The organism is Shewanella glacialimarina (assembly GCF_020511155.1).
Taxonomy (GTDB): domain Bacteria; phylum Pseudomonadota; class Gammaproteobacteria; order Enterobacterales; family Shewanellaceae; genus Shewanella; species Shewanella glacialimarina.
Genome location: NZ_CP041216.1, coordinates 1,586,468 through 1,610,195, shown reverse-complemented (window position 1 = coordinate 1,610,195; position 23,728 = coordinate 1,586,468). Strand labels below are relative to the sequence as shown.

Annotated in this window: 20 protein-coding genes and 9 tRNA genes; 4 read left to right on the top strand and 25 right to left on the bottom strand. The window is 38.1% G+C overall.

The window, feature by feature from the left end; all coding sequences use genetic code 11:
- Positions 1-19 precede the first annotated feature (19 nt).
- The 7 genes from FJ709_RS06995 to FJ709_RS06965 are packed head-to-tail and all read right to left on the bottom strand — an operon-like array spanning position 20 to position 8,127.
- Positions 20-1,258 carry a WcaI family glycosyltransferase gene (locus tag FJ709_RS06995; protein WP_226414809.1) on the bottom strand — a complete coding sequence of 413 codons (1,239 nt, stop codon included), beginning with the start codon at positions 1,256-1,258 and terminating at the stop codon, positions 20-22.
- Positions 1,258-2,331: a glycosyltransferase family 4 protein gene (locus tag FJ709_RS06990; protein ID WP_226414807.1), complete on the bottom strand. Its 1,074-nt coding sequence runs from the start codon at positions 2,329-2,331 to the stop codon at positions 1,258-1,260. Before FJ709_RS06990 ends, FJ709_RS06995 begins: the two co-directional genes overlap by 1 nt.
- Entirely contained in the window at positions 2,331-3,503 is a 1,173-nt protein-coding gene (locus FJ709_RS06985) for a lipopolysaccharide biosynthesis protein (RefSeq protein WP_226414804.1), read from the bottom strand. The genes FJ709_RS06990 and FJ709_RS06985 overlap by 1 nt, the downstream gene beginning before the upstream one ends.
- Entirely contained in the window at positions 3,496-4,776 is a 1,281-nt protein-coding gene (locus FJ709_RS06980; protein WP_226414802.1) for a hypothetical protein, read from the bottom strand. Before FJ709_RS06980 ends, FJ709_RS06985 begins: the two co-directional genes overlap by 8 nt.
- Positions 4,773-5,918, bottom strand: coding sequence for a polysaccharide pyruvyl transferase family protein (locus FJ709_RS06975; protein WP_226414799.1), 1,146 nt, complete (start codon positions 5,916-5,918; stop codon positions 4,773-4,775). The genes FJ709_RS06980 and FJ709_RS06975 overlap by 4 nt, the downstream gene beginning before the upstream one ends.
- A complete protein-coding gene (locus FJ709_RS06970) occupies positions 5,915-6,922 on the bottom strand; it encodes an NAD-dependent epimerase (RefSeq protein ID WP_226414796.1) in 1,008 nt (335 codons plus the stop codon). Before FJ709_RS06970 ends, FJ709_RS06975 begins: the two co-directional genes overlap by 4 nt.
- Before the next feature lie 38 nt (positions 6,923-6,960).
- Positions 6,961-8,127: a nucleotide sugar dehydrogenase gene (locus FJ709_RS06965; protein WP_226414793.1), complete on the bottom strand. Its 1,167-nt coding sequence runs from the start codon at positions 8,125-8,127 to the stop codon at positions 6,961-6,963.
- A gap of 1,178 nt (positions 8,128-9,305) precedes the next feature.
- Between FJ709_RS06965 and FJ709_RS06960 the strand changes: the two genes are divergently transcribed.
- The 3 genes from FJ709_RS06960 to FJ709_RS06950 are packed head-to-tail and all read left to right on the top strand — an operon-like array spanning position 9,306 to position 12,519.
- Positions 9,306-9,956: a transglutaminase-like cysteine peptidase gene (locus FJ709_RS06960; protein WP_226414790.1), complete on the top strand. Its 651-nt coding sequence runs from the start codon at positions 9,306-9,308 to the stop codon at positions 9,954-9,956.
- Between the two features lie 20 nt (positions 9,957-9,976).
- Positions 9,977-12,037 (top strand): bifunctional diguanylate cyclase/phosphodiesterase, encoded by a 2,061-nt coding sequence (locus FJ709_RS06955; RefSeq protein WP_226414787.1) that lies wholly within the window; start codon positions 9,977-9,979, stop codon positions 12,035-12,037.
- A 17-nt stretch (positions 12,038-12,054) separates the two neighbouring features.
- Complete coding sequence (locus FJ709_RS06950) at positions 12,055-12,519, top strand: hypothetical protein (protein WP_226414784.1); 465 nt, start codon at positions 12,055-12,057, stop codon at positions 12,517-12,519.
- An 817-nt stretch (positions 12,520-13,336) separates the two neighbouring features.
- On the opposite strand, the gene FJ709_RS06945 is transcribed toward FJ709_RS06950, so the two are convergent.
- From FJ709_RS06945 to FJ709_RS06865, 17 genes are all read right to left on the bottom strand, one after another.
- Positions 13,337-13,441: transfer RNA gene (locus FJ709_RS06945), tRNA-Lys, on the bottom strand.
- Between the two features lie 60 nt (positions 13,442-13,501).
- Positions 13,502-13,594, bottom strand: a tRNA-Lys gene (locus FJ709_RS06940).
- Between the two features lie 71 nt (positions 13,595-13,665).
- Positions 13,666-13,758 (bottom strand) — tRNA-Lys (locus FJ709_RS06935).
- A gap of 60 nt (positions 13,759-13,818) precedes the next feature.
- Positions 13,819-13,894, bottom strand: a tRNA-Lys gene (locus FJ709_RS06930).
- Positions 13,895-14,033: 139 nt separating this feature from the next.
- Positions 14,034-14,109 (bottom strand) — tRNA-Lys (locus tag FJ709_RS06925).
- A 41-nt stretch (positions 14,110-14,150) separates the two neighbouring features.
- Positions 14,151-14,226: transfer RNA gene (locus tag FJ709_RS06920), tRNA-Lys, on the bottom strand.
- Between the two features lie 120 nt (positions 14,227-14,346).
- Positions 14,347-14,422 (bottom strand) — tRNA-Lys (locus FJ709_RS06915).
- A 184-nt stretch (positions 14,423-14,606) separates the two neighbouring features.
- Positions 14,607-14,682, bottom strand: a tRNA-Lys gene (locus FJ709_RS06910).
- Positions 14,683-14,800: 118 nt separating this feature from the next.
- Positions 14,801-14,876, bottom strand: a tRNA-Lys gene (locus tag FJ709_RS06905).
- Positions 14,877-15,110: 234 nt separating this feature from the next.
- Positions 15,111-15,851, bottom strand: a complete 741-nt coding sequence (ybgF, locus tag FJ709_RS06900; protein WP_226414781.1) for a tol-pal system protein YbgF — start codon at positions 15,849-15,851, stop codon at positions 15,111-15,113.
- A gap of 51 nt (positions 15,852-15,902) precedes the next feature.
- Positions 15,903-16,439 (bottom strand): peptidoglycan-associated lipoprotein Pal, encoded by a 537-nt coding sequence (pal, locus tag FJ709_RS06895; protein ID WP_226414778.1) that lies wholly within the window; start codon positions 16,437-16,439, stop codon positions 15,903-15,905.
- Positions 16,440-16,464: 25 nt separating this feature from the next.
- On the bottom strand, positions 16,465-17,793 hold the full coding sequence (gene tolB, locus FJ709_RS06890; RefSeq protein WP_226414775.1) for a Tol-Pal system beta propeller repeat protein TolB: 1,329 nt from the start codon (positions 17,791-17,793) through the stop codon (positions 16,465-16,467).
- A 63-nt stretch (positions 17,794-17,856) separates the two neighbouring features.
- Positions 17,857-18,828, bottom strand: a complete 972-nt coding sequence (gene tolA, locus FJ709_RS06885; RefSeq protein ID WP_226414772.1) for a cell envelope integrity protein TolA — start codon at positions 18,826-18,828, stop codon at positions 17,857-17,859.
- Positions 18,829-19,257, bottom strand: a complete 429-nt coding sequence (gene tolR / locus FJ709_RS06880; RefSeq protein ID WP_226414769.1) for a protein TolR — start codon at positions 19,255-19,257, stop codon at positions 18,829-18,831.
- On the bottom strand, positions 19,257-19,946 hold the full coding sequence (gene tolQ / locus FJ709_RS06875; RefSeq protein ID WP_226414766.1) for a protein TolQ: 690 nt from the start codon (positions 19,944-19,946) through the stop codon (positions 19,257-19,259). Before tolQ ends, tolR begins: the two co-directional genes overlap by 1 nt.
- Positions 19,936-20,337: a tol-pal system-associated acyl-CoA thioesterase gene (ybgC, locus tag FJ709_RS06870; RefSeq protein ID WP_226414763.1), complete on the bottom strand. Its 402-nt coding sequence runs from the start codon at positions 20,335-20,337 to the stop codon at positions 19,936-19,938. Before ybgC ends, tolQ begins: the two co-directional genes overlap by 11 nt.
- Before the next feature lie 861 nt (positions 20,338-21,198).
- Positions 21,199-22,068, bottom strand: a complete 870-nt coding sequence (locus tag FJ709_RS06865; protein ID WP_226414760.1) for a flagellar protein MotY — start codon at positions 22,066-22,068, stop codon at positions 21,199-21,201.
- Between the two features lie 190 nt (positions 22,069-22,258).
- Here FJ709_RS06865 and rnt point away from each other — a divergent pair, with 190 nt between their 5' ends.
- Positions 22,259-22,939 carry a ribonuclease T gene (rnt, locus tag FJ709_RS06860; RefSeq protein WP_226414757.1) on the top strand — a complete coding sequence of 227 codons (681 nt, stop codon included), beginning with the start codon at positions 22,259-22,261 and terminating at the stop codon, positions 22,937-22,939.
- Positions 22,940-23,033: 94 nt separating this feature from the next.
- Here rnt and FJ709_RS06855 read toward each other — a convergent pair whose 3' ends face one another.
- Positions 23,034-23,639 (bottom strand): peroxiredoxin, encoded by a 606-nt coding sequence (locus tag FJ709_RS06855; protein WP_226414754.1) that lies wholly within the window; start codon positions 23,637-23,639, stop codon positions 23,034-23,036.
- Between the last annotated feature and the right edge of the window lie 89 nt (positions 23,640-23,728).

Here is a 23,728-nt window from a genome sequence, read left to right as displayed (position 1 = left end):
ATTAATATTTGTATCTTGCTTAAGGTTTAGATCTAACAAGTGCCGTTAAATCAGACACAAATTGATCAATAATTTGGTTTTTATTTAAAAATTGCACAGCAAAACCACGTGCAACGCTATTGGGTTGGGTTAAGTCTCTACTTAACAGAGTATTTAAACCGGTAATAAAAGCATCGGTATTTTCGGGCTCAACACAATCATAAATATTTGGGTATTTCGCCGCGATTTGTCCAAGTTCTGTATGAGCTTCAGCGGTAACAATGGCATGCCCGCCTGCAGATAAAATATTGGTTAACTTTGACGGCAACACGGCATCAGCCGCGCCCTTTCTTTGCACAACCAAATGAACATCAGCAAGCGCCAACATTTGTGGCACTTTTGCCCAGGCTTGCAGTGGTTTAAAAAATACATTACTTAATTGCAGTTTGGATGCATTAGCTTTAAGTGTATCGACATACGCGCCAGCACCAACCAACACAAACTTAATATGTGGCTGCAATGAAAAATGCTTTGCTGCCTCAAGTACAATTTCAAGCCCTTGCTTGTTACCAATATTGCCTGCATACAAAATAACTTTATCGTCAGCGCTAAAGCCCCATTCGGCTTTTAAACTTGAGCCATCTGTATCAGGGGTAACAAATTCAGTGTCAGACCAATTAGGGAAATGAATGATATTTGCAGCATCGACGCCTTTCGCTTTAGCATTTTCAATCATCGAGTACGAGATGGTCGAAATCGCATCAAAGCGACGCATTAACCAACGCTCTACAGCCTTAACAGACTTTGCAGCCACACCATCACCCATCATACCCAGTCCAAATAATGCATCAATTTCATAATCTTGAATATGCATTACCGCTTTAGCACCAGTTAACTTTGCATATAACAATGTAAAGGGCGCACAAAAAAGTGTTGGTTGCACCAGCATTATCACATCTGGTTTATTAAAAATTCGGCTTGTTAAAGCAAGTGCTGACGTAACTGCAAACGATGCCAAATGAATAATTCGTTTTAAGGTGGTTACATTTTTAGGGACGTATAAAGGGCAACGTAAAACACTAACGCCCTGTATATTTTGTTTTTTATAGCTAAAAGCTTCAAAACCCTTATGAACTTGCCATTCTGGGTAATAAGGTGGTGCAACTATTGCGGTAATATCCAAACCACGCTTAACGAGCTCAGGGCACATCTCACCATTGTACTTACCTATACCCGTTAGTTCTGGTGAGTAATTAAGGCTCTTAAGAAATAGCTTCATCAGTAGCCCCTTGATACTCTGTTAATCAACTGTTCGTAATTATTTTTTGCAGAAGATGAAGCTTTCGTAATTGCATCTAATGTTGAATGCTTCAATTTTTCCAATTGTTCTGGCTTTTGAACTAATTGACTTACTATGTTTGGTGTTTGTAAATTAAAATCATTTTGATCGATAAATACAAAACCAGAATTACAATCTATATCGGTACTTATACAGCCTGTATTAATTGTCAATGCAGGGCAACCATAAGCCATCGCCTCAAATAAAACATTAGGTTGGGCTTCATTTCGGTATTCTGTAGGGAAAAGGAAAACATCTATTTTTGAATAAAACTTATTCTTTTCCTGCTGATTGACGGAACCATAGTAATTAACTTTACTACCTAAAATCTGCAGTTGGCGGCTAATATACTTTTGTACCTCATCATTTTCTGCAGGACCAGCCAATTCAAGTTGGAAGTCGACATCCACGCGATTTAATGAATGGCATAATTCAAACACTTCCTTTAATCCCTTTTCATAACCTAAGTTACTTAAGTGACCTAAGACAATTTTTTTTTGGAACTTTTTAGGTTGTGATATTGGTTGAACATATTGCGCATTAGATACGATAATCCCGGACATGTTTCCATATAACTTTTCAAATTTCAATTTCATTAGTGAACACAAAAAGATATGTGTTGAATTTACAGGCTGAATTTTCGTGATCAAACTCATAGATATTGTTTTTCTATTAATATACAAAAAGCTTCTATGATGCATAAATATCGGAATAGAAAACACTTTAGCTAAAACAACAAATAGCAAAGTATAAAACGCCCCAAAACCTGCATCCGGAGGTAAATAAATAGATTTAACCTGACAAAAAACACAGTTTTTTAATAAATAACATAAACCAAAAAAAACTTTTTTTAGCTTCACTAAATGATATCTACTACCACGAACAATTGTGCCTGGACTTATATCTACAACCTTAACTTTAGCTGCTTTACTCAGATCTGCAGCGAATATTTTCAAGTTTTTTGCCATACCATGCACTGGTGGAGGAAATGGACCAATTACAAAACAATACATTATTTTTCCTTTAAAATCCTAAATGTCTTATACCAAGTTGCAACTGTTATAATTGTAGAATAGAAAACTAATAAACATGCAACGATATATATATTTTTTTCTGAAATCGTTAAATAAAATAATGATAAGAAACACGCAAAAAAAGAAACTAACGATATATACTTCTCATTACCAGTCATCATTAAGACCATTTGATTTATTCCAGAAAGAGATATTAAAAACTGTGAAAATAGTAAAACCTGAAATAAATTTTCGTATTGTAAATACAGACCTGAAGAATAAACAGTAAGAAAACTATTAAGTAAAAGAATACTAAAAGCACTAATAACAAAGCTTACAAAAAATATTAACAATGTTGATTTCTTAATAAAATCATATAACTCAATTTTATTATTAGCTCTATAAAGAATCGATACCTTAGCTGAAAAAATAACGCCAAATATTAAAGTCGGAAAAGTAATCAAATAACTAACACGATGGGCCAAAGTATACGCTGAAAAAACTTGCTCATTAAAATTATCCTGAACAAATAATACATCTAGTCTGTTCATAACTAGACGACCTAACAGAAAAAATATTACAAAAAAAGCTGGTGAAAAATATTTATAAAAAACATTTTTAGAAAATCCAACCTTAATCCTATAACCTCTAGAAATATTCACGACAAACATAAGTAATGTCGATATCACTAATCCAGACAATAAAAACACTTGTAGATAAAAGTAGTTGTTATCATAAAAAAGATACAATAAAGGAGGTAGAATCCATAACAGATCATCATAGAAAATTATTTTTTCAGAGCAGTTTAAGCCCATAGAAACTCTTTTTAAGTAGAACTTTAATATAAAAAGATAGATACACAATATCGAGAATAAACTAATAAATCCACTCAATGAAATCAACAAGAAAACAAAAAACAACAAACACAATATTGCATTTAGTGATGATTCAAGTTCTGCTGCATCGTCGCTCTTGATTGCAGTTATTCTGGTTAATATCTGTGGGTAACCTACGAGTATTAATTGGGATAACAATACAGAGTAACCCAATATAGAAGCTAAACTTGTAAACTCACTAATAGTAATTCGATCAGCGGCATACAACATAAATACAACTTGCAGCCCTAATCCCAAACCTGAAATAATACTGGTACTAAAAAACTTTTTAATCATAAATATTCTTCCTAGCACGTATATTATCAATTAAGTAATACAAGAAAAAAAACACTATGATTTTCCAAAATGTTCTAATGGAATATGTATGTAAACCAAATGCTACATAGGTAAAAACCACTAACACTAAAACATTAACTATATTTATTTCATGTTTAAGTCTTAAATCAATGTTTTTCATTATGTAAAAATAAGGCAGCAATAAAAAAATTACATATTGATAACCAAAGCTTATTGACTCACTCAATGACGACATTGGTACATTCGGTGCCCATTTGTATTTCAGATCATCTCGAATTAAAGAGAAACCATCCATGAATGAAAAAAATGGCGAATAAGACAAGAGTTTATATTTAATATCAAATCTAGGTTCATGTAATAAAGTGTTCGCTAAATTCATAGCACCTTCAAATATATTAACAAATATACCAAATATATAGATTGGTATATCTTTTACAAAAAAATAATCATAAAAATCAAAAATATGATTAAAACCATGATAATCAAGTTCACGACCAATCAAAACTTTAACTAAAACCATAAAAAAGCAAATTGCATTTAAAATGAATAGAAATGGGTTTTTCGCTAACTTAATAAATATAAAGCCCCAGGCTAGGTACATAGGAGCCCACCTTGAATCACCAGATAATAAAAATATAAATGGATATATTGAAGATATAAAAAAAACAATTGCTAATATATATTTTTTCATAAAAAAAGATATAAAAAACATTAGAGCAAAGCATAAACCGATATATCTAAAAAAAATATGATAAATTTTACCTACAGAAGATGTTAAACCTAATAAATCACTTTCCTTAAGAAGAAGATAATAAGTATTACTGTAGAAAAAAGATTCATTAATTGACAGGAAATGAATTAAGTTACTCAACCCAAACAAGATTGATACTAATAAACTTATATAAAAAAATTCTACGCTCCCAATTACTTTACTCATTATATTTAACTTTAAAGAAAAGTCATTATGATTTAGTAGAGGTTTTTTTATTACAGGAAAACTAACATAGTAAGCTGAAATTATTAGTAACATATAAATAAATAACACTTCTTTTATAACGTCACCAAAATAAGGCATTGGCATAGCGGTAAAACCAAGATCGTTTTTGTTAAGATCTAGTAAAAAAACTGTGTAAATAACAACCATGCAGCCTAAGCAATAAAATGAATGCATTGTTGCAACACTAAGCGTTCCATTTTTTTTATATATCCTATAAAACAAATAAGCACTTACTGCTATAAAGAATAGATTCAATTACCACCTACCAAAACATTAAGTTTATCTATATATTGCTTTGATGATAAGTAATTTTCATTATTATGAGTACCTTTAACAAATGAACTAAATTTTATTTTGTAAAAAGGACTAAATATGTTAAACAATCTAATTGTACCTGCACCATTAAAAACTTCCTTATAAAATCTTATGTTTTTTGGCATACTTGAAATACAAAATACATATTTTTCGAAGCTTAAAGCAACTACTCCAACATGTAATTTTGTAGTGATTACGTGAGTACTAGTTTTAAGTGTATCTAAAACTGTGCTCAAGCCATTATATAAAATGACCTCTGAACTACAAAATTCATTTATCTTTTCACTAAAAGAGTTTGCATTTGGTATTAACTCAGGAAAACTAGATTGGTCAAAAAGTATATTAACTTTAATTATTTCATTTGATTTAACAAAGGCTAATATTTTCTTTCTAATTATTGCAGATAGTAAATTGTTTTTTAAGACTTTTCCAGTTGCATGTATCGTTAATACGCCCCCATTTTCAACATTTTCAACATTTTCAACATTTTCAACATTTTCAACATTTTCAACATTTTCAACATTTTCAACATTTTCAACATTTTCAACATTTTCAACATTTTCAACATATCGTGAAGTTTCACCTAATACAACATCACGATATACAGCGCACTTCAAATCAAACTCGTTTTCAATAAAACTTGCAGAACTATTATTTCTGACGATAATACTTTCAGCTCTTTCAAGGATTATTTTTACATTCTCTTTAACTTTACGATTATCTAACGGACCAACTTCTGCTCCATAAATAACATAAGGAGTTTTATTTAAAAATAATTCAGTTGATATTTTATAAAAAAATGAATCGTCGATAAATCTTTTGCTCCATTGACTAACCTTCAGATCTGGTTGACCAAAGTACCCGCCACCTATAAAAAAAACTTTATCTAAGCAATTTAGTGAACCAAGGTATATTAATTGGCACTCCAAATTTTGCTCCAATAGCCTTTGCATAAAAATTGAGGTCGCGCCTACTATAAATACTTCATGTCCCATTTTTTTAAATTCTTTTACATAAAATGCAAACATTAAGGAATCACCAAAATTATCATGATCCGCTCGTCCAACTAAACCAACTTTCATCTTTCGTCACCTAAAAATAATAAATACCATTCAACAAATTCATTAATACCATCTTGCAACTGTGTATTAGGTTTAAAATCAATTGTGTTTTCTAAACCGCTTACATCAGCAAATGTTCTGACAACGTCACCATCTTGCATGGGTAAGTATTGCTTATTTGCTTTTTTACCTAAAGCATTTTCAATGCAGGTTATAAACTGCTCTAATTCTACCGGTTGATTATTACCAATATTATAAAGTTTATAAAAAGCTGAGGCTTCAGATGATTCGTCTAGAGTAGCTTTATCAGTAGGCATTGGAATAACATCTTGAATGCGAATAATGCCTTCAACAATGTCGTCGATATAAGTAAAGTCGCGCTGCATTTTGCCATTGTTGAATACTTTAATCGGTCTATCGTTGGCGATGGCGTCAGTAAATAAGAATGGCGCCATATCTGGTCGGCCCCAGGGCCCATAAACGGTAAAAAAGCGTAAACCTGTTGTCGGTAATGAATATAAGTGGCTGTAGGTATGCGCCATTAACTCGTTAGATTTTTTAGTTGCGGCATAAAGCGATACTGGATGATCGACTCTGTCAGACTCGGCAAAGGGTATTTTTTTATTGGCGCCATACACTGAGCTTGATGATGCATAAACCAAATGCTGTACTTTATTGTGTCGGCAACCTTCAAGAATAGTCGCCATGCCAACCATATTTGAATCAATATAAGCCATTGGGTTTTCAATGGAGTAACGTACACCCGCTTGCGCAGCTAAATGAATGACTCGATCGAACTTTTCATCTTCAAATAGCCTAGCTATTGCGATGCGATCAGATATATCCATTTTAATGAATCTGAAGGTACTTAAATGTTCGATGCGTTTTAATCTGGCCAGCTTTAAATTGGGATCGTAATAATCATTTAAGTTATCAAGCCCTACTACGTCATGACCTTGTTCACACAAACGTTCTGCGACAAAGTTACCAATAAAGCCAGCAGCACCGGTTACTAGGTATTTCATATTAATCTTTTAGTCCTTTAATTTCTGGCAGTTTACAGCTAGTCATTACCAAATAAATCACGGGTATACACTTTATCTGCAACATCACTTAACTCTTCAGCGGCTCGATTTGAAATAATCACATCAGCTGCCGCTTTAAACTTGGCTAAATCGTTATAAACCTTTGAGTGAAAAAACTCGGCTTGCTCTAGTACAGGTTCATATATGATCACTTCAATGCCTTTAGCTTTGATGCGCTTCATAATGCCTTGAATGCTTGACGACCTAAAATTGTCTGAGCCTGACTTCATAATAAGGCGGTAAATACCGACTGTTTTAGGGTTGCGCCTGATGATTGAGTCGGCAATAAAGTCTTTGCGAGTGGTATTAGAGTCAACAATGGCACCAATTAGATTATTAGGCACGTCGGCGTAGTTGGCGCGCAGCTGTTTAGTGTCTTTGGGTAGGCAGTAGCCACCATAGCCAAATGATGGGTTGTTGTAGTGATTACCTATGCGGGGGTCTAAACACACACCGTCGATAATTTGTTTGCTGTCTAACCCATGTGCCTCGGCATAGGTGTCTAGCTCGTTAAAGTAGGCTACCCGTAAAGCTAAATAGGTATTTGAAAACAGCTTAACGGCTTCGGCTTCGGTTGAGTGGGTAAATAGCACTTCAATATCTTGCTTAATGGCGCCTTGCACTAATAAGTTGGCAAAGGTGTTAGCACGTTCGCTTTGCTCGCCAACAATAATGCGTGACGGGTAAAGGTTGTCGTGCAGGGCTTTGCCTTCACGCAGAAATTCTGGCGAAAATATAATATTGTTACAGGCAAACTCTTGTTTAATACGTTCGGTATAGCCTACTGGCACGGTTGATTTAATGACCATTACTGCATTAGTGTTAATGCTGATAACATCTTTGATAACAGATTCAACTGACGCGGTATTAAAGTAGTTTGTTGTTGGGTCGTAGTCTGTTGGTGTGGCAATAATAACAAAGTCGGCGCCCGTATAGGCTGCCTGCTTGTTTAAGGTGGCGGTGAAGTTGAGTTTTTTGTTTGTTAAAAAATCTTCAATTTCAGTGTCGGTAATAGGCGAGACTTTATCATTAAGTTGGCTTATTTTTTCTGCTACTATGTCTACCGCAACCACTTCGTTGTGCTGCGCTAATAACATAGCGTTAGATAAACCGACATATCCTGTACCAGCGATGGCTATTTTCATGTTGATGATCTTCCTGATGATCTAAACAAAACTCATTGGTAACTGATTTAAAAACTGACTTAAAAAAAGCTAACCGATTCAAACCGATTGTTACAGCTGATATTTTATGTGTTAAGCGCTAATACTAAACAACTTAAGCTAATAAACTAATACTAATACTAATAAGCTTGAACGACTAAGCTTGAGCCAATAATGTTATTAAGAAATAGTAGACACAATTTTACCCGACCAGAATTCACTTTGGCTTACAGGTGACGAAACAACAGTTGTTGCACCTGAATGGATAGTTTGGGTATTGTAGGAGTTAAAACAGGATGAGATTACAGAGATAAACTAACGAACAAAATCAGGTGATTTTGATTCAAAAATAGCTAATCAGTGGCGTCATGCCTTGTTTTAAAATTTCCTTTTCTACTACTAATTTCTATGTCAGCACTCTATTTCGCGGAGATTATAGAGTAAATGCTAAGTTAATGACAGTTTTTTGACGCATTTTGTTATTTTTTGACGTTTTTTTATTCGTCTGATTTTTCACGTTATTTTTTTCTATTTAAAATCAGAAACTAGCCGCGCTTGCTGGTTTTGTCGTTTGTCGTTTTGTCATGTCAGTAACCACACCTTGTACTGTAACGTCCTTATTACTTTCCCTTTCACCTTCACTATCACTTTACCCCTAGTGCGCTTTCGTTTCTGAGTTACGTTTTGGTTTCTGAGTTGCATTTTTACTTCGATGTTGCGTTGCGCTAACGACGGTAACGATTATGTTAGCTAGCCTGTTGGATATAGCTTATTTGAGTATTATGACAATACTATGTTGGCCAATGTTTTGTTTTTGGCTGCTGGGTTCAGGTGCTTGGCTAATGCTACTGGGCTCATTACAGGTATGCAGCGACTAAATTTAAATGACTTAAGCTAGCTTAAACAGATTTTGAACTTGCATAATGGCTAACACTTTTGAATGACGAGGTTAAGCGCAACGCATTCAAATAAAAGACTTTGTTTGCCTGTGCCGTTGTCATTTTATTGTTGTTTGTAACTTAACTAGATTATGATGTGCATCAGGTTTGTGTCACTTTATCTCAATAGACAGATTATTGGGTAATTTTGCGGTGATTATCGCCCTATTGATTCAATGATAAACAGCAGGAATGACGTGTATTAAGAGTGTGCTTGTTAATATGAATAAATACCGCCATTGGTTAGCCATACCTGTGGTGTTTTCGGCTGTGTGTTTTGCCACCTTAAGCGACAGTTTATTTACCGACGACTTTTTTGCTGGCATAAAACAAGGCTACGGTGATAAAAAACTTAGCGACTTTTATGACTGGCGTGAAGTGATTGATGAAGGTAGCGACCAGGATGATTACGATAGGTTGCTATTGGCCAATGAGTTTGCCAATAGGCATATTGATTTTAAGTCTGACTTGAAACATTGGAATACTTTAGATTACTGGGCAACGCCAACAGAGTCCTTAGGGACTGGCGCTGGCGACTGTGAAGATTATGCCATTTTCAAGTATATGACTTTGCTTGGTATGGGCATGGATGAGAATAAGCTGCGTTTGATGTATGTGCGGTCGTTAACCTTTAATGAACCTCATATGGTGCTAATTTACTTTGAAACACCGTCATCGTTGCCGTTAGTGTTAGATAATCTTAATCGTAAGGTGTTATCGGCAAATCGTCGTCCAGATTTAAAACCCATATATTCCTTTAATGGACAAGGTTTATGGTTAGCTAAAGCACATGGGTTAAGTTCAGCTAAACCCGACAGTAAAGGCACTACTGATTGGTCAGTTTTAATGCAGCGTATAGAAAACGGTGAATAACTTTAACAGGGTCAAATATTATGTTTAGAAAGGGAATCTCTTTACGGGCGCAGTTGTATTTATTAATTGCGTGTTTGTCTTTATTTAGCTTTGGTGCGTCGCTGTTTAATAATGTGTCTAATATGCGCAGTTATTTAAATGAGCAATTAGCATCCCATGCTCAGGGGGCGGCTATTAGTTTAGGTTTGTCTATATCGCCTTATATGGATGAAGAAGGCATGGTTATTGCGGCAACCATGACTAATGCCATTTTTGACTCTGGTTATTATCAACGTATTTCGTTTACGGATATTAACGGTGACGTTAAATTTGAGCGACTTAATAAGCAAGGTAACTTTAATGTACCTGGCTGGTTTATGGCGATATTGCCGCTTACGCCACCGTTAATGGTAAGTGAAGTGAGCAACGGCTGGAACATTGCCGGTACGCTTGAAGTGCAGTCCCATGCGGGCACATCTTATAAAACATTATGGGACCATAGCGTTAATGCGTTAACCACCACCCTAATACAATTTTTTATCGCGTTATTGTTTGCCTATTTGATCATTAAGTCGGTACTTGCGCCGTTAAAACGCATTGAGTTACAGGCTGAAGCGGTCATTGAAAAGCGCTTTGATTTAAACCCTATCAAGCCGTTCACTACTGAGTTAAATACGGTTGTGAATGCCATTAACAAAATGGTGACCAATATTCAGCGCTCTTTTTCAGAGCAAACACTGAACGCGGAAAAGTTATCAAAAGAAGTGTATATCGATAGCCATACTGGCTTACCTAATAGACGCGCTTTAATGAAGGCGTTTGACTCGTTAAAGCATGAGGCTGAAAAAAACGGTAACCGTTTGTATTTTGGCATGGTGTCGTTAACCTCACTGCAATTGATTAACGATACCGAAGGTTATGCCCACGGTGATGCGTATATTACTGAAGGGGCAACTATTTTAGCGGACCAAGTATCGGTTTATAACGATGTAAGCCTTTATAGGGTATCGGGGTCTGAGTTTGCTATTTTGTCGCAAACCACCCATGACCTGGTGTCTATTTTAGATGGTAAAATGGGCGATGCGTTTTCGGTAGCCAATACCAACCGCTTTACCCAGGGCTTTGCAAAACATGCATTAACCAGTGTTGAGTATAGTGAAACCTTTTCTGATGCGGCGAAGCGTTTAGATAGCCAGTTAACCCATAACAGTTATTTGGATTCCCCTGTAACGGGATTAACCACATCAACACCTACAGCAACCCATTCACGTGAAGAGTGGGTGGCAATACTTAAGCAGTTTACTGAGTATTTTAACGCTGAGATTGTTCACACTAAGCCGCAGGATTTTGCGATTAAGTGTATCCCTTTAGATAAGCTGTTTGATTTAATGCTGCAACCGGTAGTGGATACAACTAACCAGCTGCTTTATGTTGAGTGTTTTGTGCGGTTTAAGCACAACAATGAAACGCTGTCGACCATTGATGTATTTGCTATGGCCGAACGTTTAGGGTTACTGCAAGAATTAGAGCAAACGGTGATTTGTTTTATTTTTTACAAGCTGCATCATGTTAAAAATACTCGTGTGGCGATCAACATTAGTAACCATGCACTGCATAATACTCGCTTTACTGAATGGCTATTTGACACATATAAACAATTGCAGTCGAAACTGCCGCCGCTGTTGTGTGAATTTAATGAGTCTGGGGCTATGTTGTCACTGGAGTCGACTAAGCAATTTATTAGTCAGTCGAAAGCATTAAATATTGAAATCGCCATTGAGCGTTTTGGCTCAAGCTTAAGCTCGTTTCAATATATTAAAAATTTAAATGTTGACTACATTAAAATTGATGGCAGCTATATACGTGATATAGAACAAGCAGATACACAGTTTTTTATTCAAACCATTACCCAGATTTGTCACGGTATTGGCATTAAAATGATAGCACCACAGATAGAAACCTTAGCAATAAGCCAGCATTGTGTGCAATTGAACATTGATGGCCTGCAAGGAAACGGCTTGTACTCTGTACGTAATTTTAATACACTTTTACGAGTAAGTGCTGATACAATTGAAACAGAACTTAAACTTAATGATTTTTAACTATTGTAAGGAACACAATGATGCGCAAGTTACAAACTGCTGCAGTTGTACTTTCTCTTCTATTGTCTGCCGGTGTTTCAGCTGTCAGCCTAGAAGAATATAATGCAGGCTTAGAAGCTGCTGTTACAGCAGGTACTGTTGGCCAGTACACTGCAGACATGATAGCAAATTCAACAGCTGCTGAAGCTGAAGCTATTTTAGCTGCTGCGCTTGTAGCTGCTGCAGGCGATGAAGCTGCTCAAGCTCAAATTATTGCCGCTGCTCAACAAGCTGGCGCATCATCAGACGTAATTGCTGTAGTTGCTGCTGCAAATGGTGTTTCTTCAAGCGTTGTTGCTCAAGCAACTCAAACAGCAACTGCCACTGGCGGTCAAACATCTGGCACTTCAGTTGGATTAAACCCAGGTCAATCTGGCGGAAGCTCTAGCGGAAGCAACGGTGGCGGCGGCGGTGGTGGCGGAAACGGTATTTCTGGTAACTAGAAACCGATTTCACTAGCTAATAGCTGTTTTAAAAAAGCCCATTAATATGGGCTTTTTTATTGGCTGAATTTTAATAATTAACTGTTTTACTTCTATCTCTTATCCCGAGTTCAGGTTATTTAATCAAGATATACAGCAGTACATTGCCCAAGTTTTCAAATTCTAATCTTTGCTTCTTAGATCACCCTGCTCACCTCAAGACTTAATCTGTAGGCTTTAAAGTGCCGAGCTAATTGATACGGTTTGTGTTTTAAATACCTATTACAAAGGTGCGGATTCTGCATATAGATTTAAAGTGGGTTAGCAAGCCTGAAATGGCTTATTTATAATTAAGCTCCCTTTGTGAGTCTACTCAATGATCTACGCTGCTAGCTGTTTATATTTGCTTGTAGAAGCATTGCATAGCATAGCGCAAAGCGTTTTGTTTAAACAAATAGATAAGCCGTATTGGAAGAAGTAAAGAAGTGTTGGGTTGTGAAGAATTTGAACCTTCGACCAATGGGTTAAAAGCCAACTGTAGCTTTTGATCTCATTCTTTCATAAGAGCAACAGTGACTGAGGTAACGACCCATCCTGGTTTTGCTAAGCGATATGGTTAACTGGAGATTACAACTAGGAGTTACAACATCAGGAAGGAAAAGTGGTGGGTCGTGAAGGATTCGAAGCTTTAACCTATTGGTTAAAAGCTAACTGCAGCTTTTGATCTAGCTCTTAGCTTAGAGAAGAAGTGACTGATCTAACGACCCATCTTGGTTTTACTAAGCGATATGGTTAACTGGAGATTACAACTAGGGGTTACAACATCGGGAAGTAAAAGTGGTGGGTCGTGAAGGATTCGAACCTTCGACCAATGGGTTAAAAGCCAACTGCAGCTTTTGATCTAGCTCTTAACTTAGAGAAGAAATGACTGAGCTAACGAACCATCTTGGTTTTGCTGATCTTTAAGTAGTTAACTGGAATTTAGTACGAAGAGTTGAAGAAGTGGTGGGTCGTGAAGGATTCGAACCTTCGACCAATGGGTTAAAAGCCAACTGCAGCTTTTGATATAAATAAAGAGTGACTGAGCTAACGACCCATCTTAGTTTTACTAAGCGATATGGTTAACTGGAGATTACAACTAGGAGTTACAACATCGGGAAGGAAAAGTGGTGGGTCGTGAAGGATTCGAACCTTCGACCAATTGGTTAAAAGCCAACTGCAGCTTTTGATATAAATAAAGAGTGACTGAGCTAACGACCCATCTTAGTTTTGCTGATCTTTAAGTAGTTAACTGGAATTTAATACGGAGAGTTGAAGAAGTGGTGGGTCGTGAAGGATTCGAACCTTCGACCAATTGGTTAAAAGCCAACTGCTCTACCGACTGAGCTAACGACCCATCTTGGTTTTGCCAACCTTATTGGTTAACTGGAACAAAAGCCAACTGTCTATGTTTCAAGACCGACTGAGCTAACGACCCATCTGGTATTACTTTAAACTTGATTCTACTTTAAATTCTTTAACCACTATTTAAAAAGTGGTGGGTCGTGAAGGATTCGAACCTTCGACCAATTGGTTAAAAGCCAACTGCTCTACCGACTGAGCTAACGACCCATCTAGTATTGCTTTAAATTCTTTAACCACTATTTAAAAAGTGGTGGGTCGTGAAGGATTCGAACCTTCGACCAATTGGTTAAAAGCCAACTGCTCTACCGACTGAGCTAACGACCCATCTTGGTTTTGCTAACCTGTTATGGTTAACTGGAACAAAAGCCAACTGTCTATGTTTCAAGACTGACTGAGCTAACGACCCATCTGGTAAGTGAATTATTTAACCACTCTCAAATAAAGTGGTGGGTCGTGAAGGATTCGAACCTTCGACCAATTGGTTAAAAGCCAACTGCTCTACCGACTGAGCTAACGACCCATATGGTAACTGAATTATTTAGCCACTCTCAAATAAAGTGGTATAACGTGAAGATTAAAACCTTCGACCAATTGGTTAAAAGCTAACTGCAGCTTTTGATGTAGCTCTTCGCTTAGAGAAAGAGTGACTGAGCTAACGACCCATCTTGGTTTTACTTTAAATTCTTTAACCACTATTTAAAAAGTGGTGGGTCGTGAAGGATTTGAACCTTCGACCAATTGGTTAAAAGCCAACTGCTCTACCGACTGAGCTAACGACCCATCTTGTTTTGCTAACCTGTTATGGTTAACTGGAACAAAAGCCAACTGTCTATGTTTCAAAACGACTGAGCTAACGACCCATCTGGTAAGTGAATTATTTAGCCACTCTCAAATAAAGTGGTGGGTCGTGAAGGATTCGAACCTTCGACCAATTGGTTAAAAGCCAACTGCTCTACCGACTGAGCTAACGACCCATCTTGTTTTGCTAACCTGTTATGGTTAACTGGAACAAAAGCCAACTGCCTATATTTCAAGACCGACTGAGCTAACGACCCAGAATGTTCTAAATAACTCTAAAACATCCCCCAAAAGGCTATGCCGTTCTGAGGGCGCCTATAATACCGTTTTCATTTTGTCATGCAAGCGCAAATTTCTAATTTGTGGTTGTTTGCATGAAAAACAGACTAAGAGGCTGCTTTTTGACTTTATTAGCCATTAAGTGCTGATAACTGCTGCTGTGCAAGGCGTGCTGAAGCGCTGTTAGGGTATTCTTTTAATACTTTATTATAGAGTGCTTTTGCTCCGGCAAGGTCACTCTCTTTTTCAGCTATCATACCTAACTTAACTAAACTATCGCCACGTTTGTTTGAATCAGCAAATTGACTCACAACCGCACTAAAGGCGCCTTTAGCATCTGCATGCTCACCTTTATTAAACAATAGCTGACCTAACCAGTAATTTGCGTTAGCAGCATAGCTTGATTGTGGATATTGTTTTATAAAACTTCGAAAGGCAGGAATTGCATCATCATACTTACGATCTTTAAGCACTAGGTTAACCGCAGCTTCATAGCTACCTGTTTCGCCTAATGTCGAACTTGAGGCGGCAACGCTAACTGCATCTGTTGCAGCGGGTGCATTTGCTACTGGTGCGGCTTTGGTCGATAAGTTTGCTATGTCTTCGTAAAGCTGGCGTTGACGTTGCAACATTTGATTGATCTGGTAATTCTGTTGCTCAGTAATGCCACGTAAATCCAACACTTCTCTTTGCAAAGCGTCTAGTCGACGTTGCATGTCAAATTCACCCTGTTGCTTTGCTTTTATGATGCGTTCTACACGTGCTAAACGATCATCGCTTGAACCATTAGCAACATCCTCTACAGGGGCGGGAGCAGCTACTGCTGCCCCTGCACCAAAGAACATTGCCGCAACTAATACGGCATGTTTCATGTAAATCTCCTAACGGGTCAACCAAGGTGGTTGACCTTTTTTCAATAACGCTTAGTAAACTAACACACCGCGACGGTTTTGAGCAAAACCGGTGTCAGTGCGAGAAAAGTCTAAAGGCTTTTCTTCACCGTAGCTTACGATACTCATTTGGCTAGGTTGTACACCCATGCCTTGTAAGTATTTAGCAATCGCTTTAGCGCGACGTTCGCCTAGTGCGATGTTGTATTCTGGTGTACCACGTTCGTCAGCATGGCCTTCAATTAATACGCGAACATTTGGATGTTCAACTAAGTAATTGCCGTGCGCCATAAGAATTTCAGCATTGTCAGTTTGTAATTCACTGCGATCAAAGTCGAAGTAAATAACGTTTTGACGACGTAATTCTTGCTCATTTAAACGTTGTTGTTCTGCTGGGCTTAAGACTGCACCAGCACCACCTGTTTCAAGACCACCATTGCCATACTCGCTAGATGAACCAGAAGTAGAACCGCTAGCATCTGTGTCAGAGTCTGAAGTTGAGCTACAAGCACCCAGTGCCATTAGCGGAACTGCAACCATCATAGCTTTGAACAACTTATTCAGATCCATGTTAAATCCTTATCGATACTTAATATTAAAGAAATGGGGACCAGGCTGGTGATTTCACCTCACCTTGTCCAGCAGGCAATCTTGCCTTAAATCGGCCATCGGTAGAAACCGCAGCCAGTACTTGTTTACCTTCGTGAGTCGTACCATAAATCACCATAGTGCCATTAGGTGCAACACTTGGAGATTCATCTAATCGAGTAGATGATAACACCTGCATAAAGCGAGTTGCTAAGTCCATTCTGGCAATATTGAAACGTCCATTAGTACGATTCACAAAAATCATGCTGCGACCATCAGGTGTAATTGAACCACCTAAATTCCATTCGCCTTCAAAAGTCATTCGACTGACTTTGTTTGTATCCAAATTCACTTTGTAAAGCTGCGGTCTACCACCACGCTCAGACGTGAAAAGAAGCGACTTACCATCGGGGAACCATGAAGGCTCTGTGTCAATGGCGTAGTGATCTGTAACCCGTTTGGTTGCTTTAGTGGCTATATCCACTGTGTAAATTTCTGGCTGACCATCTTTTGATAAGGTCACGGCTAACTTTTTACCGTCTGGTGAAAAAGAAGGCGCGCCATTTATACCGTCAAAACTACTCACTAGCGTACGAGTTTGAGTGTATATGTCTTGAACAAATATTTCAGCTTTGCGATTTTCAAAACTCACATACGCTAAGCGACGACCATCTGGAGACCAGCTTGGTGACATTAATGGTTCTGGCGAGCGTAATAACATTTGCTCGTTGTAACCATCATAGTCGGCGATCATTAAATGATACGGCGCTTTTTGACCTTGCTTAACGACAACATAAGCGATTCGAGTTAAGAATGCGCCTCTTATTCCAGTTAATTTTTCATATACAACATCACTGATGCGATGGGCGTATTGTCTAAATTGGTTGGCGTTAATCACTGTTTCGCGGCTTTCTAATAACAGTTCGCTAGTATTAACTGGGCCTTTACCAGCTTGAAGCTGTGCTTTTACCAGGTCGATAAGTTCAAAAGTGACTAAAAATTGACCTGTACCGTAGGGCTTAACCGAACCAACAACAAGTGCATCTGCGGACACATTGCCCCAGTTAGCAGCGTTGAACTGAGCTACTGTATTAATATTAGACTGTGGTAATGCACGTTTATCAAGTGGTGAAAAAGTACCACTTCTAGATAAGTCAGACATCACTACATCTGAAATAGATGCAGGCGCTGCACCTTCACCTTGCCATACAAAAGGCACGATAGCGATTGGACGCGATTGATCAACACCTTCGGTGATCACAATATCCAAGGCTGCACGTGCTGGCGTTATCATTACAACACATGCCAATGCGAACCATTTAACCAAATTATTCATGAGACTCCTTCATACCCTTCGCATTTTTAATGCATTATTTTGTATAGGTAATACATTAATATACTAATTAAATTCCGGTGAAACCGTTAAGTTAATTTCTTTTAATTTATCGTATACACCCGCTTCTGTAGATACGGGTAAACGACCTGCTTTATTAATTGCTGCTTTTGCTGCACGACACACAACCTGATCGCCATCTAATGTCTGACTTGACGTCACAAAACCATCTTGTGCTAATCGGATAAACACGCGACAACTTTTTCCGCGCATCGACTCGTCAACCACAAGGTTACGCTGAATAGTGGCAATGATCATCGCTTTAAATCGATCCACTTCTGACATAACTTGCTTATTTCGCGTTTGCGATAACGTTGCTTGTTCTGCCGCGAGTGCGTCTGTCATTTCTTGCTCTTGACGTGCTTTTGCATCGGCATCGGCTTTCGCTTTGCGTTGGCGATCTTCCTCTAATTTACGTTTGCGTTCATCTTCTTCAGCTTTACGCTTACGTTCATCTGCGGCTTGTTTCGCTGCGGCTTCTTCTTGCTTACGTTTTTCTGCCGCTTTTTGTGCGGCTTGTTCCGAAGCTTTCTGTTCTTGCTCTTTTTGCTTACGAACGGCTTCGGCCTTATTCGCACGCTCTTTTTCTTGCTGCACTTTTATTTGAGCAGCTTTAGCGGCATCATTGGCTATTTGTGTTTCAACTTCTTTCTGTTTGCGTTCGATTTCTAAATTCTTGATCTTTTGCTGTTCTTGCTCACGTTGTTGGCGTGCTTCGTTGGCTTTACGCTCTAACTCTGCTTGACGTGCCTTTTCTTTGTTTTCAGTGTCTTGCTTTTGTTGCTTTAACTTTTCTACATGCTGAGTGATTTTTTGTTGATCAACCATAACAGCTTGAATAGCAGGTGCACTAGGTGCAGATGGCATTGTTTTAGGCTTATCATCGAAACTTACGCCTATCACTAAAATAACAATCGCACCAATGTGGATACCGGCAGAAATCGCTACCGGTATTTTAATAGTAGATTGATTAGCCACCTATTTCTCCTTCGGTGAATCAGTCATTAACCCTACCGCAGGCACGCCCGCTTGTTGCAAGCTCACCATGAGTTGAATAACATTTTCATAGGCAATACTTCTGTCTGCCTTTACAACCACAGGCCGTAAGGGTTCAAGCTGGATCATGGCGCCAACCTGAATTGCAATTTCATCCAGGTCTAAAGGGTCACTATTAGAACCAGAACCCACATTTAAAAAGTATTCACCCGCTGCATCAATAGAGGCTACGATAGGCGGTTTACTGTCTGGTGGTAATGATTCAGCTTTGCCCTGTGGCAATTCAACTTTAACACCCTGAGAAACAATTGGCGCCGTGACCATAAAAATGATCAATAGCACCAACATAACGTCGATATACGGTACAACGTTAATTTCAGCAATAGGACGTTTACGCTTACGTTGGTACATTACACCGCTTCCTTTTCACTATAGGCTTGGCGCTGTAAAATGTTAGAAAACTCTTCCATAAAGTTTGCGTAGGCCATCTCTAGCTTTTCAGCTTGTGTAGCAAAACGGTTGTAGGCAACAACTGCAGGAATAGCGGCAAATAAACCCATAGCGGTTGCAATCAGTGCTTCAGCAATACCTGGTGCAACCATGGCCAATGTGGCATTCTCTACTGTACCTAACGCGATAAACGAGTTCATAATTCCCCATACGGTACCAAACAATCCAATATAAGGACTGGTTGAACCTATGGTGGCTAGCATAGGTAAATTGTTTTCCAGTTTTTCCATTTCACGTGACAAACTCACGCGCATGGCTCTAGATGTGCCTTCCATTACAGCATCTGGTGACTTACTGTTAACTTTGATCACTCTTGAATATTCTTTAAAGCCTGCAACAAACATTGCTTCTAGGCCAGCAATGCTTTCGCCTCTGGCGGTTAGTTCTTTGTATAAGCGGTTTAAGTCGACACCGGACCAAAAGGTATCTTCAAAACGCGCGGATTTTACCCGTGCTGAATTCAGCATTGATCGGCGTTGAATGATCACCGCCCAAGATGCAATAGATAAACCTAACAAAGTAAACATAACTAGCTTTACCAACACACTGGCTTGTAAAAACAAACCAATAAAAGACATATCAGCGTGCACTCTTAAACTCCTGAACGATAAATTCTGGGATGGCTATGGGACGCATTTTTGATAAGGACACACAAGCGACTATCACCGTTGCCTCACAATAGCATTCACCTAGCTCATCAATTAAACGCTGTTGGAACACCAACGACGCTTTTTTTAATGACGATATAGAGGATTCAACTATAAAATCCTGTTCAAACTTTGCCGCGCGGCGAAAATCTAATTCTGCACGTTTAACAACAAAAGCAATGTCATCAGCCAATAATTTAGTTTGACTAACGCCCATTGATTTAAGCCATTCGGTGCGTGCTCTTTCAAAGAAGTTTAAGTAATTTGAATGATAAACAACGCCACCAGCATCGGTGTCTTCATAGTACACTGTTACAGGCCAATTAAACGTCATTTTAAGACTCGTTCTTTACTTACAAAATTTTGCATACTATACCGAGTAGCAAGGCAGTTGTGAATCATCTCACCCGCTGAAAACAGACTTTATTTCGAGCATAACAGTGTTAAATTGCATTATCTGGGGTTTAACCAACTTAGATGAAGATTTTTTAATGTTTTCTGGCCTTCAAACAACCCAAAAATTGAATCTTAATTAGATAAAATAAGTGCATTTGATGATACAGATTGCAGCTTAGTTAAATATTAATTTCAAAAAGCGCTACATCGCTATGCTTTGCCGGTCAAAAGTATAAAAAACGATTGTAGATTACAAAAAAACAACCCAATAAAAGCTTATTTTTTCAGGTAAACACTCACTTTACTAAAGCTATTAACATTTACGTTTAAAAAACAATTCAACTTATCCGAATATTTATTCACTCAAATGTGAATCATCTCAACAAAACCTACTGTTATGGTACTCAGAGGCCATTTTAAATTCAAAATCAGTACATCCTGCCATTACAAAATCTAATGCGAAAGAAGAATAAATCTATCTTGTGCATTTAGAGTAATAAATCTATTATGAACTTGTTTTCAGGACACATCGATTTGATGAGAAAACAATGAACTTCAAGTTAGTGTTTGTGAAACATTAACTTATTCCCAGTTCTTATGCTTGACTTCCTTCCTTAAATTTGTTGATTGCAAATTATTTAGCCCACTCGGTTTGAGTGGGTTTTTTTTGTCTAAAATTTACCTTCAAACACAAACAAAAAAGCCTGAACATGATTCAGGCTAATGCTACAGATTAATGGCTAAGGTTACTTTGAAACAAATTAAGGTCTGTGTATTTTCAAAGTAATAATTAACAGCACTATATAGGTTTAGTTATTCTAATCACGACTCTGCGGTTTGTTTGTCGCTCTGACGCTAAGTCATTACCAGCCACGTGACGTTTTTCACCATGCCCTTCTGTGGTGATACGGTCTTGTGAGATACCACTGGCAATTAATAAACTTTTAACTGAATCAGCACGTTTTTCTGACACTTTTTGGTTAATTGAGCGGCCGCCGTAGCTGTCGGTATAGGCATCAACCACCACTAACTCGATATTAGGATCGTATGATAAGTATTCTTGTACTTTTTTAAGCTGATAATTTGAAAAACGAGTTAACTCGGTTCCACCCTCTTGATAATTTAAAACCGTGAATGCAATGTCATCAAAACTGTATGGTAATAAATTAGCTAAGCATGAGCGAAACTCACGATACTTGCTGGCAAAGTTCACCGCTGAAATCCCCACTGCAACTTTACTTGATGCATCATACCAATCGGCATAATAAAACGTAGGCTGACGGCCCTGGCTTAATTCATTTAGCATAGCCCAGGCAGCTTTTTTAGGGACTTCACCGTTAAATTGTTTTTGATACTTTAATGCGATAATTTCTTTTGATGCATCACCTGGGCGCCAGGTCGGTGCTCGGCTGATTAATTTAGCATTGGTAACCGCGTCGGGCTTAGCCCACATATCAAGCGTAAAGAGTAAGTTAAGATCTTTTCCAGATTTACTGGAAAAAATAGCTTTGCCGTAATCTGGAATATCATGCTCTAGTCGACATTCAATAGGGGTATTTTCACCTACACGCCAGGCAGAGTTTTCAAGGGAGGCAACATAGTGACGTAAATCAGCACTTGCAGTAGCACTGATACACAAACTGGATACTAATATGATTTTTTGCCACATGGTGTCACCTGTCGATTTTATTACCTGTTAATATATCGGCGGCTAAATCCTTTTCTTAAGTTTAAATTAGCACTGAAACGAGCATATTAAGACAGTTTGGGTATAATGCACGGCCTATCTGTCACAATAAGCGCAGGCTGGTCTTTAATGGTGACAATAATATTCAGGTTTAATGGGGTAATAAAATTACATGAGTGACATCTGCAACAGCAATAAATTTAAATATCGATTTCGCGGTTATTTTCCTGTGGTGATTGATGTTGAAACAGCAGGATTTAATGCTAATACAGATGCATTGCTTGAAATCGCAGTTACCATGCTAAAAATGGATGATGACGGCTATATAAGCTTAGATAAAACCCTTCATTACCACATTGAGCCATTTGAAGGTGCAAACCTTGAACCCGCAGCATTAGCCTTCAATGGAATAGATCCTACCAACCCGCTTAGGGGAGCTGTTGATGAAAAGGCTGCCTTTTTAGAAATATTTAAAGAAGTTAAAAAAGCTCAAAAAGCGGTTGGCTGTCATCGCAGTATTGTTGTGGCACATAATGCCGCATTTGATCTTGGTTTTATTAATCAATGTATCGAGCGAAATAGTTTAAAGCGCTCACCGTTTCATCCCTTTGCCAGTTTTGACACAGCGTCCCTTGCCGGATTAGCTATTGGCCACACGGTATTAGCCAAAGCGTGTAAAATGGCTGGCATTGATTTTGATAATAAAGAAGCTCATTCAGCACTGTATGATACTGAACGTACCGCTGAACTTTTTTGTTATATCGTTAATCGCTGGAAAACCCTTGGCGGTTGGCCGTTAGCGACTTTAGATGACTCGGATGACGAGGCTGACAATAGTGATACCGACGACTGAACATAGCAGATGTGCGGTTTAGCTTAACTTTATTTAAGTTACAGAAACAAAAAAAGCTGCCTGGGCAGCTTTTTTGATATTCAACAAGCGAAGATTATAGCTTGTCAGAGTGATCTTTTAAGTATGAAGCAACACCATCAGTGCTCGCTGTCATGCCTTTATCACCTTTAGACCAACCTGCTGGACATACTTCACCGTGCTCTTCGTGGAATTGAAGTGCATCGATCATACGTAGCATTTCGTCAACGTTACGGCCTAATGGTAAATCGTTAACCACCTGGTGACGTACTTGACCTTCTTTGTCTACAAGGAATGAACCACGGAAAGCAACACCTGCTTCTGGATGTTCAACATCGTATGCTTTACAAATTTCATGCTTAACGTCAGCAACTAAAGTGTATTTAACTTGGCCGATACCACCTTTGTCTACTGGAGTGTTACGCCATGCGTTGTGAGTGAACTGTGAGTCAATAGACACACCAATAACTTCAACACCACGCTTAGTGAACTCTTCCATGCGGTGATCAAAAGCAATTAGCTCTGATGGACACACGAAAGTGAAATCTAAAGGATAGAAAAAGATAACCGTTGGCTTACCTTTAGTTGCCGAAGCAAGGTTAAAGTTGTCAACAATTTCGCCTGAACCTAATACTGCTGCTGCGGTAAAGTCTGGGGCTGGACGGCCTACTAATACGCTCATTTTATATCTCCATTAATGGCTTGTTAAAATTCTAAAAGAAGGTGCAATGTTCACCCTTCCACAATGTGCTATACCATACCTTTTATTTG